Origin of the sequence: Alcaligenes sp. CHO6 (assembly GCF_037120595.1) — a bacterium.
GTDB classification, from domain to species: Bacteria; Pseudomonadota; Gammaproteobacteria; order Burkholderiales; family Burkholderiaceae_B; genus Alcaligenes; species Alcaligenes ammonioxydans.
Genome location: NZ_JBANCI010000004.1, coordinates 94,427 through 110,916 on the forward strand (window position 1 = coordinate 94,427; position 16,490 = coordinate 110,916).

General features: G+C 57.8%; 12 protein-coding genes and 1 pseudogene. 12 read left to right on the plus strand and 1 reads right to left on the minus strand.

What is annotated here, in order from left to right:
* The first annotated feature begins 18 nt into the window (after positions 1-18).
* From V6936_RS14380 to leuD, 7 genes are all read left to right on the plus strand, one after another.
* Positions 19-1,020, plus strand: coding sequence for a TRAP transporter substrate-binding protein (locus V6936_RS14380; RefSeq protein ID WP_003804963.1), 1,002 nt, complete (start codon positions 19-21; stop codon positions 1,018-1,020).
* Positions 1,021-1,078: 58 nt separating this feature from the next.
* Entirely contained in the window at positions 1,079-1,597 is a 519-nt protein-coding gene (locus V6936_RS14385; RefSeq protein ID WP_003804964.1) for a TRAP transporter small permease, read from the plus strand.
* 1 nt (position 1,598) lies between these two features.
* On the plus strand, positions 1,599-2,897 hold the full coding sequence (locus tag V6936_RS14390) for a TRAP transporter large permease (protein WP_131071157.1): 1,299 nt from the start codon (positions 1,599-1,601) through the stop codon (positions 2,895-2,897).
* Positions 2,898-3,024: 127 nt separating this feature from the next.
* On the plus strand, positions 3,025-4,236 hold the full coding sequence (locus tag V6936_RS14395) for a CaiB/BaiF CoA transferase family protein (RefSeq protein ID WP_131071156.1): 1,212 nt from the start codon (positions 3,025-3,027) through the stop codon (positions 4,234-4,236).
* On the plus strand, positions 4,233-5,138 hold the full coding sequence (locus V6936_RS14400; RefSeq protein ID WP_131071155.1) for a hydroxymethylglutaryl-CoA lyase: 906 nt from the start codon (positions 4,233-4,235) through the stop codon (positions 5,136-5,138). The genes V6936_RS14395 and V6936_RS14400 overlap by 4 nt, the downstream gene beginning before the upstream one ends.
* The gene (leuC, locus tag V6936_RS14405; RefSeq protein WP_003800514.1) at positions 5,135-6,547 is read left to right on the plus strand and encodes a 3-isopropylmalate dehydratase large subunit; all 1,413 of its coding nucleotides are present in this window, start codon (positions 5,135-5,137) and stop codon (positions 6,545-6,547) included. Before V6936_RS14400 ends, leuC begins: the two co-directional genes overlap by 4 nt.
* Positions 6,544-7,188 (plus strand): 3-isopropylmalate dehydratase small subunit, encoded by a 645-nt coding sequence (gene leuD, locus V6936_RS14410; RefSeq protein ID WP_003800516.1) that lies wholly within the window; start codon positions 6,544-6,546, stop codon positions 7,186-7,188. The genes leuC and leuD overlap by 4 nt, the downstream gene beginning before the upstream one ends.
* A 101-nt stretch (positions 7,189-7,289) precedes the next feature.
* Here leuD and rpoN read toward each other — a convergent pair whose 3' ends face one another.
* Complete coding sequence (gene rpoN / locus V6936_RS14415) at positions 7,290-8,675, minus strand: RNA polymerase factor sigma-54 (protein WP_131071154.1); 1,386 nt, start codon at positions 8,673-8,675, stop codon at positions 7,290-7,292.
* A 16-nt stretch (positions 8,676-8,691) separates the two neighbouring features.
* Between rpoN and V6936_RS14420 the strand changes: the two genes are divergently transcribed.
* The 5 genes and pseudogenes from V6936_RS14420 to V6936_RS14440 all read left to right on the plus strand — a co-directional run bounded on the left by V6936_RS14420 (position 8,692) and on the right by V6936_RS14440 (position 16,368).
* The gene (locus V6936_RS14420; protein ID WP_003800519.1) at positions 8,692-9,246 is read left to right on the plus strand and encodes a hypothetical protein; all 555 of its coding nucleotides are present in this window, start codon (positions 8,692-8,694) and stop codon (positions 9,244-9,246) included.
* 330 nt (positions 9,247-9,576) lie between these two features.
* Entirely contained in the window at positions 9,577-11,271 is a 1,695-nt protein-coding gene (gene leuA, locus V6936_RS14425) for a 2-isopropylmalate synthase (protein WP_207307440.1), read from the plus strand.
* Positions 11,272-11,601: 330 nt separating this feature from the next.
* A pseudogene (locus V6936_RS14430) lies at positions 11,602-11,914 on the plus strand (IS30 family transposase); the annotation flags it as partial.
* Positions 11,915-12,459: 545 nt separating this feature from the next.
* The gene (locus V6936_RS14435) at positions 12,460-13,914 is read left to right on the plus strand and encodes a basic amino acid/polyamine antiporter (protein ID WP_336580027.1); all 1,455 of its coding nucleotides are present in this window, start codon (positions 12,460-12,462) and stop codon (positions 13,912-13,914) included.
* A gap of 78 nt (positions 13,915-13,992) precedes the next feature.
* Entirely contained in the window at positions 13,993-16,368 is a 2,376-nt protein-coding gene (locus V6936_RS14440; protein ID WP_003800525.1) for an Orn/Lys/Arg decarboxylase N-terminal domain-containing protein, read from the plus strand.
* Positions 16,369-16,490 lie beyond the last annotated feature (122 nt).

The following is a 16,490-nucleotide window of genomic DNA, read 5'->3' on the forward strand; positions in this document are numbered from 1 at the left end:
AAACCACAGGAGACATGCATGAAAAAAGCCCTGACAGCGGCTCTGGCCGCCTGCACCCTGGCGCTGGGTAGTTCGCCAGCCCACGCCCAGGAAGTGGAACTGACCTTTTCAACCTATTTGCCGCCGGCCTACGAGTACGCCTGGAAACCCATCGAGAATTTCGTCCAGACCGTCGAGAAAGAAAGCCAGGGACGAATCAAGATCAATGTGTTCCATTCCGGCCAGCTGTTTGACGGTTACGAGGAACTGCCCGCTTTGTCCCGCGGCGACGTGGACATGGTCAACATGACCAGCACCTACCCCAGCGGCACGGTGCCCGCGCTCAACATTTTTACCCTGCCGTTCCTCTTTGACAGCACCGCCCACCTCAAGCGGGCTCTGGACCAGGGCCTGTTCAAGCTGGGTGCCGAGCAGGAGCTGCGCGACACACATGATGCCGTGGTGCTGGGCCTGGCGCCCTGGGACCCGTACGAGTTTTACAGCCGCAAGGCACCGATCAATTCGGCTGCCGACGTCAAAGGCAAAGTATGGGCCTCGACCAGCTCCATGGACGCTCGCGCACTGCAATTGCTGGGAGGCTCGCCCACCGGCATGCCCTCGTCTGAACTCTATCTGGCTTTTGACCGTGGCGTGATCGACGCCACCCCGCGCCCCTTGCTGACGGGCATTGGACGCAATCTGTACGAAGTGGCCAAGCACCTGTCCATCGCCAACTTTGGCATCGACGTTTCGGTGCTCGCCATCAATCGCAAGAAATGGGAGTCCTTGCCCGCTGATCTGCAGGAGATCCTCATCAAGGCTGCCCAGCAGCGAGACCAGGAGCAGTTTGAGCGCGTCAATGCCTTTGTAGACCAGGCTCTGCAACGCTACGAACAAGCCGGGGTGACTATCAATCGTGTCGAGCCGGCCCAACTGGCCCAGATGCGTGAACAGACCCGCCCCGCCATTGAAGAATGGAGCAAGCAGGTTGAGAACGGCCCAGCCTATCTGGAACTGATCGAAAAAACCCGCCAGCCCTGATCACACGTGACGGCGCGCCGTGCCCAGCACCGGCGCGCCTTGCGCGTGGGGAGACACCATGAATCCACTTATTCATTTTCTGGGCGCCTTTGCGCGCGGCAGTAATCGGCTTGCCATTCTGCTTGCCGAAGTGGCCCTCGCCGCCCTGATGCTTGCCTGCACCTACGGCGTGATAGCTCGCTATGTCTTTAACAGTCCCAGCATCTACATCACCGAAGTGTGCGTGTACCTGCTACTGGTCTGCTCCTGGTTATCCGTAGGTTGGGTCCATCTGGAGAACCGCCACGTCAGTGTCGAGGCCTTCCACATGCGCTTTTCACCGCGCGGCCAGCGTCTGGCGACCTGCATCTCGCAACTGTGCATTCTGTTTTTCTGCCTGGTGCTCTTGTGGGCCGGGATGTCGGTGGTAGAAACCGCCCTTGCCCGCAACTATCGCTCGGCCTCCATGCTGCGTTTCCCCCTGTGGATCGCGTACGGCATGATCCCGCTAGGTGGCACCTTGCTGGGTCTGGCAACCCTGCGCCGACTGTTCATCCCGGACAGTGTGGAATCCAACGACAGCATCAAGGAGTTCTGACATGGATTCCATGCTCATTTTCAGCCTGATGATGGCCTGCTTTACCATCCTGATGGTTATCGGTACCCCCATTTTTGCCGCACTGGGTGTGGCCAGCATTTCCGGCATTCTGATGAAGTCCGGTCTAGCCGGCCTGGATGTGATTCCTGCCACCTTGCACCGCGGCATGGCCAGCTATTCCCTGATCGCCATCCCGCTGTTCATTTTGATGGGCGAGGTCATCGCGCGCACCAGCATTGGCGGCAAGCTCTATCAACTGTTTTACCTGTGGCTGAACCGTTTACCCGGTGGTTTGGCTGTAGCCAGTGTGGGCAGCTCGGCCGTTTTCGGTGCCATGAGCGGCGTCAGCGTAGCGGGGGCCGCCACGATTGGTCGCTTTGCCATTCCTGAAATGCTCAAGCGCGGTTACTCGCCTAGCCTGTCGGGCGGAACAATTGCCGCCGCTGGTGCCTTGGCCCTGCTGATTCCACCCAGCATCGGTTTTGTGCTCTATGGCGAAATGGCGGACCAGTCCATCGGCAAACTATTCATTGGCGCCTTGCTGCCTGCATTGATGGTAACCATCATGATGGTGATCTATGTAGCGCTGGTTGCGGTGTTCAAACCCGAAGCAGCTCCCCGCAATGCCGAAGTCGTCACCTGGACTCAGAAGCTGACTGCCCTGAAAGACATCTGGGCCGCCGCGCTGCTGATCCTGCTGGTGCTGGGCACGATTTACATGGGTATTGCCACGCCAACAGAAGCAGCAGGCATTGGTGCTGCGGGCGCCTTTATCATCGCCATCGCCTACAAGGAAATGAACTGGCGCGTCGCCTTGCAAATTCTGCGCTCCACTGCGGTGACCAGTGGCATGATCCTGCTCATTCTGGCTGCGGCGCTGCTATTTGGCTATATCATGACGCGCCTGATGATTCCGCAAAAGCTGGTGTCCTTAATTACGGCTTCGTCTCAACCAGCCTGGCTTATTTTGCTGTTCGTGCTGCTGTTCTTAATTGCGGTCGGCATGTTCCTGGATATTGTCTCCCTGATTCTGATTGCCACGCCTGTTTTATTGCCGGTTATTGTGGCTCTGGGTTATGACCCTTTGTGGTTTGGGATTGTCATGATTATCGCCTGCGAAATGGCGGTCATTACCCCTCCTGTCGGATTGAATTTGTATGTCATCAAGGGCATTGCACCACAGATCTCGCTACAGCAAATTACACGAGGAGCCTTGCCTTTTGTAGCATTGGAAATTCTGGCCATTATTATTCTGACCATCTTTCCCGATATTATTCTTTGGCTTCCCAGAACACTTTAAAAAAAGACCCGCTTCATGCGGGTTTTTATTTATCTTCCATCCACGTTTTTTACGATGGCAGCATAATATTTCATTGCTTTTCCACTTTCTTTTTCTATTCCAGAATCAATCATTGGAGGAAACAGAAATGGATAAAAACAGCTTTACCGCCCCCCCGCTCAAAGGCATCAAAGTCCTGGAGCTGGGCTCACTGATTGCCGGCCCCTATGCCGGTAGCCTGCTGGCCCAATTCGGGGCCGATGTCATCAAGATTGAACCGCCCGGCAAGGGCGACCCGCTACGCCGCTGGCGGCAACTGCACAAGGACACCTCCCTGTGGTGGCGCGTGCAAAGCCGCAACAAGCGTTCCATTGCACTGGACCTGCGCCAGCCCGAAGGCCAGGACATTGCCCGTGAACTGGCCCTGCAAAGCGATATCGTTATTGAGAATTTTCGCCCCGGCGTGCTGGAACGCTGGGGTCTGGGCTGGGAAACACTGCATGCACTGAACCCGCGCCTGATCATGGTGCGCGTCTCCGGCTACGGGCAGGACGGTCCCTATCACCGACGCCCCGGCTTTGCAGCCATCGCAGAATGTATGGGCGGCCTGCGTTATGGCACCGGCTACCCGGATCGTCCTCCCGTACGGGCCGGCGTCAGCCTGGGCGATACGCTGGCTTCGCTGTACGGCACCATTGGGGCGCTGCTGGCCATGCACCATCTGCATCAGTCAGGCGGGCAGGGCCAAATGATTGATGTGGCCTTGTACGAATCGGTCTTTGCCATCATGGAAAGCCTGATTCCGGACTATCAACTGAACGGTCATCAACGCGAACGCACCGGAGCGAGCCTGCCCGGCATTGCCCCCTCCAACACCTATCCTACCGGTGACGGCAAGTGGGTGGTGATTGCGGCCAATAGCGATGCCATCTTCATTCGCCTGATGCAGGCCATGGGCCGCCCCGATCTGGCCAGCGACTCACGCCTGTCGGACAACGCCGGACGCGTGGAACACAGCGCCATGCTGGACCAGACCATCGGCGACTGGACCGGCGCTCGCAGCCTGACCGACGTGCTGACGGCATTGGAGCAGGCCGAAGTTCCCAGCGGCAGCATCTACACTGCTGCCGACATTCTGAATGACCCACACTACCAGGCCCGCGGCATGCTGGAAAAACACACATTGGAGGACGGCCAGGAACTGACCATACCCGGCATCGTGCCCAAGCTCAGCCGCAGCCCCGGCGCCACCCAGTGGTTGGGGCCGGAGTTGGGCGAACACACGGACAGCATCCTGCAAGAACTGGGCATGAGCCCGGAGCGCTGCCGAACACTGCGTGAACAAGGAATCGTGGAATGAGTACCGTATTGATCAGCGACGTCACCTTGCGTGACGGCCTGCAAATCGTGCCGCGCTGGGTGCCTACCCCGGACAAGCTGCGTATCGCGCACGCCCTGCCTGAATGCGGCGTGCGCAAGATCGAGCTGACATCCTTTACCTCGCCCAAAGCCATTCCCTCCCTGGCGGATGCCGACGAGCTGGCCAGCCTGACCGCACGCGACCCTCACGTCTGTTACACCGCCCTGGTTCCCAATCTGCGCGGTGCGCAACGGGCTTTAGCGGCCAGTATGGATGAGCTGAACTTTGTATTTTCGGCCTCTGAAGCGCATAACCAGGCCAATCTGCGCATGACGATTGCGCAATCACTGGCCCAGTTGGAGCAGGTCCTGGAAGCAGCGGGCAACACGCCCGTCAACGTGTCCCTGTCCACCGCTTTTGGCTGCCCCTTTAGCGGCTCCGTCGCCTCCGCACACGTGATTGCCTTGATGCAAGAAGTACAGCGTATGGGAGCCAGCTCCGTCAGCCTGTGCGATACCACCGGCATGGGTTCGCCCGTGGATGTAGAGCGCCTGACCCAAGCCGCTTTGAGCCTGTATGGCGAGCAGGGCGTCACCGGCCATTTTCATGACACCCGCGGTCTGGCGCTGGCCAATGCCTGGGCGGCGTACCGCGAAGGAGGGCGTCGTTTCGATGCAGCACTGGCCGGTTTGGGCGGCTGCCCTTATGCTCCGGGTGCCAGCGGCAATGCCAGCCTGGAAGATCTGGCGCATATGTTCCAGATCAGCGGCGTGGAAACCGGTTTGAATCTGGAAAAGCTGCAAGCAATGGCTGAAGAAATCGCCGCCCTGACCCACGAGCCGATTCAGAGTCGTCTGCACAAAGCCGGCCCGGCTTATGCCTTGAAGGTGTCCCCGTCATGAACCCCGCCCGCACCCTGTTTCAAAAGCTCTGGGATACACATCGCGTGGCAGCGTTAGACGATGAGCATGATCTGATCTACATAGACCGCCAGTTGTTGTACGAAGTCACCAGTCCGCAAGCCTTCGAGAGTTTGCGTCTGGCCGGGCGTCACGTGCGTCGCCCGGAAACCGCACTGAGCACGGTCGACCACAACGTGCCCACTCGTCGCCGCAATCAGCGTCTGGCAGACCCCCTGGCCCAGGCGCAAATTGACCAGATGGAGATCAACAGCCGGGAGTTTGGGCTGCGCTACTTCGGGCTGGATGACGAGCGCCAAGGCATCATCCACGTGATCGGACCCGAACAGGGCATGAGCTTGCCCGGTTCCAGCATCGTGGCCGGCGATTCCCATACCAGCACGCATGGCGCATTTGCGGCCTTGGCCTTTGGCATTGGCACTTCCGAGGTGGAGCATGTTCTGGCCACGCAATGTCTGGCCGCAAAACGCATGCGCAGCCTGCAAGTAGATGTGCAAGGCGAACTGCCAGCCACCAGCACCGCCAAGGATCTGATCCTGCACATCATTGCCCGCCTGGGCGCGGATGGCGGGCGGGACTGTGCCATTGAATTTACCGGCCCTGCCATCCGCGCCTTGTCGATGGAAGGGCGCATGACCTTGTGCAATATGGCGATCGAAGCGGGTGCCCGTATTGGCCTGGTCGCTGTGGACGACAAGACTCTGGACTATGTGCGCGGTCGTCCCTTGGCACCGAAAGACGAAGCCTGGAACAAGGCGGAATCGTACTGGCGCACATTGGTCAGCGATGAGGGCTGCCAATACGATCAGCACTTGCAGATCGACGCCACGCAGGTCGCCCCCACTGTTACGTGGGGAACCTCCCCCGATATGGCGTTGGCCATCGACCAGCGTGTGCCTGACCCCTTGACCGCCGCCACGGGCAAACAAGCTGATGCGCAACGCGCATTGAACTATATGGCTTTGCAGGCCGGCCAGCCGCTGGCGGGTATCGCCATAGACCGGGTGTTTATTGGTTCCTGTACCAATGCGCGCATTGAGGATCTGCGCAGTGCGGCCGCCATGGTCAAGGGCAAGCGCGTGGCCAGCACCGTGCTGCAAGCCTTGGTGGTCCCCGGCTCGGGTCTGGTGCGTCGTCAGGCCGAGCAAGAGGGCTTGGACCAGATTTTCATGCAAGCCGGTTTTGAATGGCGCGAGCCAGGCTGCTCCATGTGCCTGGGCATGAACGAGGATCGCTTAAAGCCGGGCGAGCGCTGCGCCTCCACCTCCAACCGCAATTTTGAAGGGCGGCAGGGCGCCTTGGGGCGCACCCACCTGATGAGTCCGGCCATGGCCGCCGCAGCCGCAATTGCGGGCCACCTGGTTGATATCCGACATTGGGAGACCCCATGAGCCTCAACACCGCATTTACGTCCGTACGCTCGCGCCTGATTGCACTGGACCGCGCCAATGTGGATACCGATGCCATTTTGCCCAAGCAATATATGACCTCGTTGTCACGCACCGGCTTTGGCCCTTATGCCTTTGACAACTGGCGATACGCTGACATCGGCTATCCGGGCAAACCACGGGCCGAACGCGAGCCGAACAGCCGTTTTTGCCTGAATCAGCCCAGTGCGCAAGGAGCGCGTATTTTGCTGACACGGGAGAACTTTGGCTGCGGCTCCAGCCGCGAGCACGCGGTATGGGCGCTGAAGGATTTGGGCATTGTCGTACTGATTGCGCCTTCTTTTGCCGACATTTTCCGCAATAACTGCTTTAAAAATGGCTTATTACCCATAACGCTCAGTACCGCTCAGGTAGACGCCCTGTTTGCCACCGTCGCCCGTCATCCCTGGGATGAATGGACAGTGGATCTACAGGCTTGCACGCTGAGCGGCCCCCAACCACCCATCCTTTTCCACGTGGAGCCCGAACGCCGACGCCGTCTGCTACTGGCCCTGGATGACATCAGCATCACCGAGCAAAAGCAGGCAATGATCCAGGCCTACGAGGAAAAGCGCAAACGGCAGGAGCCCTGGCTGTTCAGCTAGGAAACGCCCCGGCATGCGTCTGGCAGGAGGCAGGCCAGCACGTGTCAGCGCCGGATCGTCACCGCAATCGCCCCACGAAGGCAGATACGCGGCCCTCGCAGCTAAACCCCGGCAGCTGCCCGCATCTTGCGCTGTGAAGCCGGGGCCAACCCTTCCGCCTCCCGATACTTGGCTACCGTGCGGCGTGCCAACGTCAAGCCCTGGGCCTGCAAAAGATCGGTAATCTGCTGGTCCGACAAAGGCTTGGCAGGCGACTCTTCGCGAATCATCTGCACAATCTGGGCTCGTACCGAGGCGGCCGACATATCGGCTTTGCCGTCCGTACTGCTCAAGCCCACGGTAAAGAACTGCTTGAGTTCCATCACGCCATGCGGGGTTTGCATGTACTTTTGCCGCGTCGCACGTGAGATCGTGGACTCGTGCAAATCCAACTCTGCTGCCAGATCCGCCAATTGCATGGGTTTTAAGGCGGCAATGCCCTGGGTAAAGAAGTCCTGCTGCATTTGCACAATCGCTTGCGCCACCCGCAATATCGTCACAAAGCGGCTGTTCACACTGCGCAGCAGGCCAGTGGCCTTTTGCCGTTCCGCCAACAAGGCTGGGTGTGTCTCGATGTCATAGTCGTGCAGCTTGACCAATTGCAGCCGTGGCACAGCCAAGGGATTGAGGGCCGCTTGCCAGCGGTCCTTGCCCCGAACCAGCAACACATCGGGCACGACATAAGCCGAGACATTCTGCGTCCAGGCACGGCCCGGTTTGGGGTCCAGCCTCAAGACCAGATGATGGGCACGCTCAACCAGTTCAGCCGAATAACGGCCAGCGCAACGCTGTCGCAACTGGCTGGGAGAGGCCAGGACGCTGACATGCTCGCGCACCAGATAAAGGGCACACTCCAGCAAGGCGGGTTCGAGCTGTCTGGCCTGGTGCAGCAGTTGCAAGCTCAAACATTCAGACAGGTCCCGAGCGCCGACACCGGCGGGGTCCAGGGATTGCACGTGGGCCAGTGCGCAGCGCAAGTCACTGTCATCAATGCCCAGCTCGGCAGGCAGGCACGCCAGCACCTCGTCCAGTGACATCGGCAGGTAGCCGTTATCGTCCAGTTCTTCGATCAAGATTTGCGCCAAGGCCCGGTCACGGTCGCTCAAACGCAACAAGCCCAACTGCTCGACCAGGTAAGCCACCAGGTCCTGATCCATGGCCGACTCCGGCGTCCAGTCCGGGTCCTCCTTGTCGCCCAGATGCTTTGGAAACTCCAGGCTCGCCCACGAGGATTCCGCCTCACCCGAAACGGCTTCCGGCAATGGATCGGCGGCGACATCCGCCTGCACGTCCAAACGCTCCAGCAACGGATTCTCCAGCAAAGCCTGAGCCAATTCCTGCTCCAGCTCGGCACCCGATAGCTGCAACACTTTAATAGACTGTTGCAATTGCGGCGTCAAAACCAGCGTTTGCTGCTGGCGTAAATCTAGTGACTGACGCGTAAGCATAGGTACAATCGTTTCCATGAAAACTGACAACGCCCAGACACCCACCGCCAACGATAGTCAGGCTCTGCGCAACACACTGTTCAAACTGTGCGCCACGGCCACTATTATCTGCACCGTAGTCACTATCGTGGTCGCCATTATCTGGTGGGACCTGCTCAACCGTCTTATCAGCTTTGGGCGTGGTCTGGATTACTCCGGCCTGCAGGCCCTGAGCATTCAGAACCTGGCACTGATCAAGCAATACAACCCGTTTTTCTGGTGGACGGTCGTGGGCGTCATAACCCTCATTATTGCCTATCTTTTGTATGGCTTCGTACAAGCGGTCATGCGACGCAACCAGCAACGCATTATTGACGAGGCTACGGTGGCCCAACTGGCCCGATCCCTCAGCCGCCCGGCTCGGGAAGTCATTTTATGGACCTGGCCCGACCAACGCAGCCCGTTGACTGTGGGTGATTTACAACGCGCCCATCGCGAACTGCGTGCCGGTCGCTTTGGCAAAATAGAACTGGCTCAGCAGCAAAGTCGCCTGCTTCAAGCCGACTACGAACGCCATGAACCGCAGGCGTAACGCTTGCCTTCCTGTTTTTTTTGTGTTTGACTTACGGTCATGACTTACGCACGCCCATCCTCCTACGCATGCCAAGGTTTCAGCCCCGCCGCTGAAGCAGCCTTGTCGCGTTCCGTGCGTGAAGGCCGCTTTTCGGCCCCTGTCTCCAGCCTATCCTGCCTGCTACTACTAGCGTCCGGTTGCCGGGCCTAGTGTCCCGTGGCAGTTCGGCAGCCAATACTCAGCCACATCTACGTCATTTGTGCCGCCACCGGCCTACGTAAATGCTGCAATCGCTGGTGACGGCAAGAAGTAATCCACACTTTTTGTCCGACAGGTATCCCCATGGCAATGCTGAAAAACCCCTCTCAAAAGTATCGTCCTTTTGTCGCCTTTGATCGCGACTTTGCTGAACGCACCTGGCCGTCCAAGCGCATTACCAAAGCGCCCATCTGGATGAGCACTGACCTGCGCGATGGCAATCAGTCCTTGATCGAACCCATGAATGTGGCTCGTAAACTGCGCTTTTTCGAGCAGCTCGTCAAAATCGGTTTCAAGGAAATCGAGGTCGGTTTCCCTTCCGCGTCGCAGACCGACTTCGATTTCGTTCGCAAGCTGATTGACGAGAACCGCATTCCCGACGACGTCACCATCATTGTGCTGACGCAGTCGCGTGAAGACCTGATCAAACGCACGGTCGAGGCGGCCGCAGGAGCCAAGCGCGCCATCATTCACCTGTACAACGCCTGCGCTCCTGCCTTTCGCAAGATTGTCTTTAACCTGAGTAAAGACGAGATCAAGGAAATTGCCTTGACCGGCACGCGTCTGGTCAAAAACGAAGTGGCCAAGTACCCGCAAACCCAATGGGGCTACGAGTACTCGCCCGAAGTATTCAGCACCACCGAACCCGAATTTGCCCTGGATGTGTGCAACGCCGTCGTCAAGACCTGGGGTCCGGCCAAGGACGAGCGCGTTATTTTGAACCTGCCCGCTACCATTGAGGCCACCACGCCCAATATGTACGCCGACCAGATCGAATGGATGCACAATAATCTGGAACAACGCGACAACGTCACCTTGAGCGTACACCCGCACAATGACCGTGGCACTGCCGTGGCAGCAGCTGAGCTGGCCGTAATGGCTGGCGCGGATCGTATTGAAGGCTGCCTGTTCGGTAGCGGTGAGCGTACCGGCAATGTCTGCCTGGTCACCTTGGCCCTGAACCTGTACACCCAGGGTGTGGACCCTGAGCTGGACTTCTCCGATATCGACGAAGTGCGCCGCACCGCCGAGTACTGCAACCAGTTGCCAGTCCATCCACGTCACCCTTACGCGGGTGATCTGGTCTTTACCGCGTTCTCCGGCTCCCACCAGGACGCCATCAAAAAGGGCCTGGCCCAGCAAAAATCCGACGAGCTCTGGGAAGTGCCTTACCTGCCCATCGACCCGGCCGATCTGGGCCGCAGCTACGATGCGGTGATCCGCGTCAACAGCCAGTCCGGCAAGGGAGGGGTGTCCTACCTGCTGGAACAGGAACACGGTCTGGTCTTGCCACGTCGCATGCAAATCGAATTTAGCCGCGCCATTCAGCGCGTGACCGACTCCACCGGCAAGGAAGTGACACCGGCCGACGTATACGGCATTTTCGAGTCTGAGTACCTGAACTGCAAAAAACACTACAAGCTGCTCAAGCACAACATCATCAGCCAGCCTCATGCCGACAGTGGCCAGCAATTCACCATTGAGGTGGATGTTGAGCACGACGGCCAGGTACGCACCTTGAAAGGCTCGGGCGAAGGCGCGATCTCTGCCTTTGTGAATGCCTTGGACCTGGCGATCAAGATCATGGACTACAACGAGCACGCCATCGGCTCGGGCGCTGAGACCCGCGCCGCCACTTACGTGGAAATGCGTATCGGCGACAGCCCCTCGGGTTTCGGGGTCGGTATCCACGCCGATATCGTGACCTCGTCTTTCCTGGCAATCCTGAGCGCCGTCAACCGCCACACCAGCGCCCAGCAGGAAGCTGAAGCCACGACGGCCTAAATCGTCTTTATGTCGCCGCTGGAGGGGTGATCCCGCTCCAGCGCCCGCACGGTCTATCCCGGCCGCGCCTGACCCGCTTTCGCAGCCCGGCTTATCGTCGCTCTGCCCGCAACCCGCCCACAAGGCGGGTTTTTCGTGGGCGACTCAAGAGGCCATCTCCATTCGCTCCTAAAAAATGTCTGCTATCAAGCCTTTTGCGGGATCATGCCGCGCCATGAAAAGTAGGACGGGGCAGGTTAGGCCTGATTTCGACCACCGTGTGCGCCGCTGCTTTTCCGGTTAGGTATCGCATAGGTGCTTCAGTGTGAGATCGAACACTCTCGGCAGCCGCCGCTTAATGGATGGAATAAACCACATTGCGGGGACCACAAATGGGTAAAGGGCTGGTCGCCCGCACAGATTGCCAACCGATTTCCGATCGATTTTCAGGAGGATAAATCGGTGCGCATCTCTCACGAAACTATCTATCAAACCTTCTAGATTCAGGGACAAGGTGCCCTCAAGCGCGATGGTGGATTGCCTGCCCACTGGGTGGGCAGCACGCATGCCAAGAGCCAGAGCGCAGTCTAAGGCGTGGGCGCATAGCTGCGAGAATGTGAGGATCGCATGCCGACCCGCAGAGGCAGAAGACCGCGCTTGGCCTCGACAAGTTCGGTAGCGTGTTTCTCCGAATTATCGGGCCTCACGGCCTTATCACGACTACAACCTAGCAAGGCGATGGGCCGACACGCCGATCCGGGCAACAACCTCTGCCACTGAATACCCCCAGGCAACAATTTGTCGAACGGCCTCCTTCTTGAATTCAAGGGGGAAAAACACTGAGTACTCATGGACTACCCCTCATGCTCAAATCGTAAGCCTGACATGCCTGGGATTATCGGGGCAGTCTAATCTGATCACACCCTTGTCCACTCAATCCTGTTAACGCCACTGCTGCCCTCCACACCATTAACGTTAAGCCTTATCGTGCACAGTCGGATCGTGCGCCATTTGTATCATCCATACGTCGTACTAAATTATTTTAAGATTGAAGATATCCGTTCAACGGTAAGTGAATTACTCTGGTATCTTTGCTCCAGTCGGTCTAAGCCATACGAACTGAGATACATCGATTGTATGGTCCGTTTCCTCCATCCATTGGCACCCCATCAAGAGCGGCAACTGCGCCGAAATAACCAATGAGAGCGTATGAGCACTAAGTCTACCGACCAGAAACTCGGCCTTGTGGCACTGATTGCCATCGTTGTCAGTTCAATGATAGGAAGCGGTGTAGACAGCCTGCCGCAAAACATGGCGGAAACTTCAGCTCTCGGACCGGTGGTCATTGCCTGGCTCGTTAGCGGTTTTGGTATGTTTTTTATCGCCAAGACGTTTGTTGCGCTTTCTGATCTTCGGCCAGATCTCGAGTCTGGTGTTTACATGTATGCCAGAGAGGGTTTCGGTCCTCTCAGTGCCTTCGTCGTGGCATGGGGCTACTGGCTCATGACCGTATTCAGCAACGTGGCGTTTGCTGTAATGGTGATGGATACGCTTAATTACTTTATCCCGGGCGACTTCACCGGTGGCAACAACATCACCTCTATCGTTGGCGCTTCCATCCTGATCTGGGGCTTTCATACCCTGGTGCTGTCCGGCACCAAAACGGCGGGGATGATTAATACCATCGGTACCTTTGTGAAGCTCATTCCGCTGGTAATTTTTGTCGGGGTAGTGAGCTACTTTCTCAACTACGCCCAGTTAACCGCCGATATCTGGGGCCACCATCCCGTGCCAGGCGCCAAGCCGCTTGGCTCCATTCTGTCGCAAACGCTTTCACCCATGTATGTGGCTCTGTGGTGCTTCATCGGCGTTGAAGGCGCCGTTGCATTATCGGCGCGGGCCCGGAACAAAAAGGACGTGGGGCGCGCCACGCTGGTCGGCTTCGTGTTGGGCCTGATCATCTGCATGATCGTGTCGGTGCTTCCCTTTGGCACCTTATCGCAACAAACCCTGAGCCAGATCCCCAACCCGTCCACCGCTGGCGTCATGAATCATCTCACCGGCGCTTGGGGAGAGTGGCTGATCAACATCGGGGTTCTTATTTCAATTCTCGTCAGTTGGCTGGCATGGACCATGATCTGCGCCGAGATTCCACAGGTGGCAGCCCGCAACGGCACCTTCCCCAAAGTGTTTGCCACTGAGAATAACAAGGGCTCCGCATCCATCGCCCTGTGGGTCAGTAGCGGGATTATGCAATCCGTAATGGTGATGGTGTATTTCTCACATCATGCCTGGCTCACGCTATTGGCCATCTCAGCCATCTGCGTGCTGCCCGCCTATTTCGCTTCGGCCGCCTATCTGATCAAGACCTGCATGAACGGCGAATTCAGCCGACGCCAGCCTGCGGGACGTGGGCTGGCGCTGTTCAGCAGCTTGGTGGGGGCTGGCTTTTGCCTGTTCATGCTGTACGCAAGCGATATTCGGTATGTCGCGATGACTCCGCTGCTGCTCACGTTAGGCCTTCCTTTGTTCTTTTGGGCACGTAACCAGGATCATCCCTCTCAGGTTGCGCTGGGTAAGGGCGAACGCGTTGCGCTAATGCTTCTACTAACTATCGATATCTTGGTCATTGCGCTCTATTTAATGGGGCATATCAAGCTGTAAAAGGTTTTCTCGTACTGACGTTCAAGCATCAGTATCAAATGCCGGACGCACCGGCCAACCTAACCGTAGAGCTTTGAAATGAAATTTAATCACAATGCGCTAGTGGTGGTTTCCGATAGTTTGACCCCGGGTCTACCCGCCGCCCAGGCCCTCAAGGCCTTAGAGACGGCGGTCATCGAAAGAGGCTTTAACGTCCAGCTTGCCGCTAACCCCAAGGCCGGCCTTACCTACATTCAGCAGAGCCCGCATTACAGCTTCATCGCTCTTTTGTGGGATACCCGCAATCCCGCCATCGTTAGCGAGAGCCAGCAACTTATCCAGCAGATACGCGAACGCAACGACACGGTTCCCATTTTTTTGCTTTCGGAAGAGGAAACCGTCAACGGCATTCCTGTTTCCATACTGAGAGAAATTAACGAGTATGTTTATCTGTACTCTGAAACCGCCGAATTCACGGCGAACCGAGTGTACACGGCGGTTCATCGCTACGCTCAGAAGCTGCTCCCTCCTTATTTTGCTACTCTGAAGAACTTCACTGAGGACGGCGATTACTACTGGGATTGCCCGGGGCACATGGGCGGCATGGCTTATACCAAGCATCCGGTCGGCGTCGAGTTCATCAATTTCTTCGGTGAAAACATGATGCGGGCGGACATTGGGGTCGCCACAGCCGAAATGGGTGACTACCTGATCCACTCTGGGCCACCCAAGCAATCCGAAGAAATCGCCGCCGAGCTGTTTGGTGCCAAATGGACTTTTTACGGCGTGGCCGGCTCGTCGGGCTCGAACCGCGTGGTGGCGCAAGGCGCTATTGGTGCCAACGAGATTGCCGTGGTAGACCGCAACTGCCACAAGTCCCTCAATCATGGACTTACGCTCTCGCAAGCTCGGCCGGTTTACCTGACACCCAGCCGTAACGGCTACGGTTTGATCGGCCCCATCCCGGCACAGCGTTTACAAAAAAGCAGCATCCGCCAGCTCATCCAGTCGAGTGCCTTGACCGCCGGCGCGGTCAGTCCGGACCCCAGCTATGCGGTAGTCACCAATTGCACGTATGACGGCTTCATCTACAACGTCCATCAGGTAGTGGGCCAGCTTAGCGAAAGCGTGCCACGCATTCACTTCGATGAGGCTTGGTACGCCTACGCCAAGTTCCATCCGCTCTATCGCGGTCGGTTTGCCATGGATGTAGACGACAACATGCCCAACCGCCCCACGTTGTTCGCGGTGCATTCCACGCACAAGATGCTGCCGGCGCTTTCCATGGCCTCGATGATTCACGTCAAACCTAGCGAGCGTGCCCCGCTGGAATTTGACGACTTCAACGATTCGTTCATGATGCACGGCACGACGTCGCCGTTCTATCCCATCATTGCCTCCATCGACGTGGCCGTGGCGATGATGCAGGGCAGGGGCGGTTATTCACTGGTGCAGGAATCCATCGAAGAAGCCATCGCTTTCCGCCAAGCGGTTGTTAACGTCAAGCAAGAGCTCGCCGAAGAAGACGGTGAGTCATCGTGGTTCTTTGATGTGCTACAGCCCACTGAAGTCAAAGATCCTGCCAGCGGCGAGGTTCACGCCTTTCATAAGGCACCGATCAAGCTGCTGAGCCAGACGCCTGAACTGTGGCGTCTCAATGCCGGCGACAACTGGCACGGCTTTGCTGCACAAGACATCGGCGAAGCGGACTGCATGCTCGACCCGGTGAAGGTAAGCATCACTTGCCCCGGCATCACGCCCGACGGTCAGCACCTGACCCACGGCATCCCGGGCAGTATCGTCAGCAAGTTCCTCGATGATCGCCGCATCGAAGTTGCCCGAACTGGCGATTACACCCTCCTCATTCTGTTCTCGGTGGGCACCACCAAGGGCAAATGGGGCACACTGATCGAGAGCCTGCTGGAGTTCAAGAAGCTCTACGACAAGGGTGCCAAGGCAACAGACGCCATCCCATCTCTGGCCCGCATGTCACCCAAGTATGCGTCGATGACACTCAAAGCGTTGTGCCAGCAGATGCACGACACCATGCAAGAGCTGAACCTGATGAAGCACAGCAGCGATGCTGTGAGTTCCATACCCGAACCTGTGCTCACACCCGCTGAGGCCTACCAAAAGGTGGTGCGCTATCAAACTGAACGCGTCAAAGTGGCTGATTTTGCCAATCGGATCGCCGCCAGCATGCTGGTGCCTTACCCCCCGGGCATTCCTGTTCTGATGCCGGGCGAGCGCCTGCCGGCCGACGACACCGGCATTACCGGCTACCTCGAAGCGCTGCAGGAATTCGACAAGCGCTTCCCCGGATTCGAGCATGAAATTCAGGGCGTCAGCATCGATCAGAACGGAGATTATTGGGTCCGAGCCATCGTCGAGGAAGACAGACAGCCTCATCCCACACCTAAGCACATTAACTTCAAGGCGCCCCGCGTTTCTTCAATCAAGAAGGGAAGGCAATAAATAAGGTGGCCGTCCGATGTTTGGGCGACATTTTCTTCTAAGGTGCGAGAAAAGACATGACTGATAAATCTCAAGTAAGTGCAAGTGCCGACGCTACGCCGAGCGCAGGCCCCGCTGGAGCA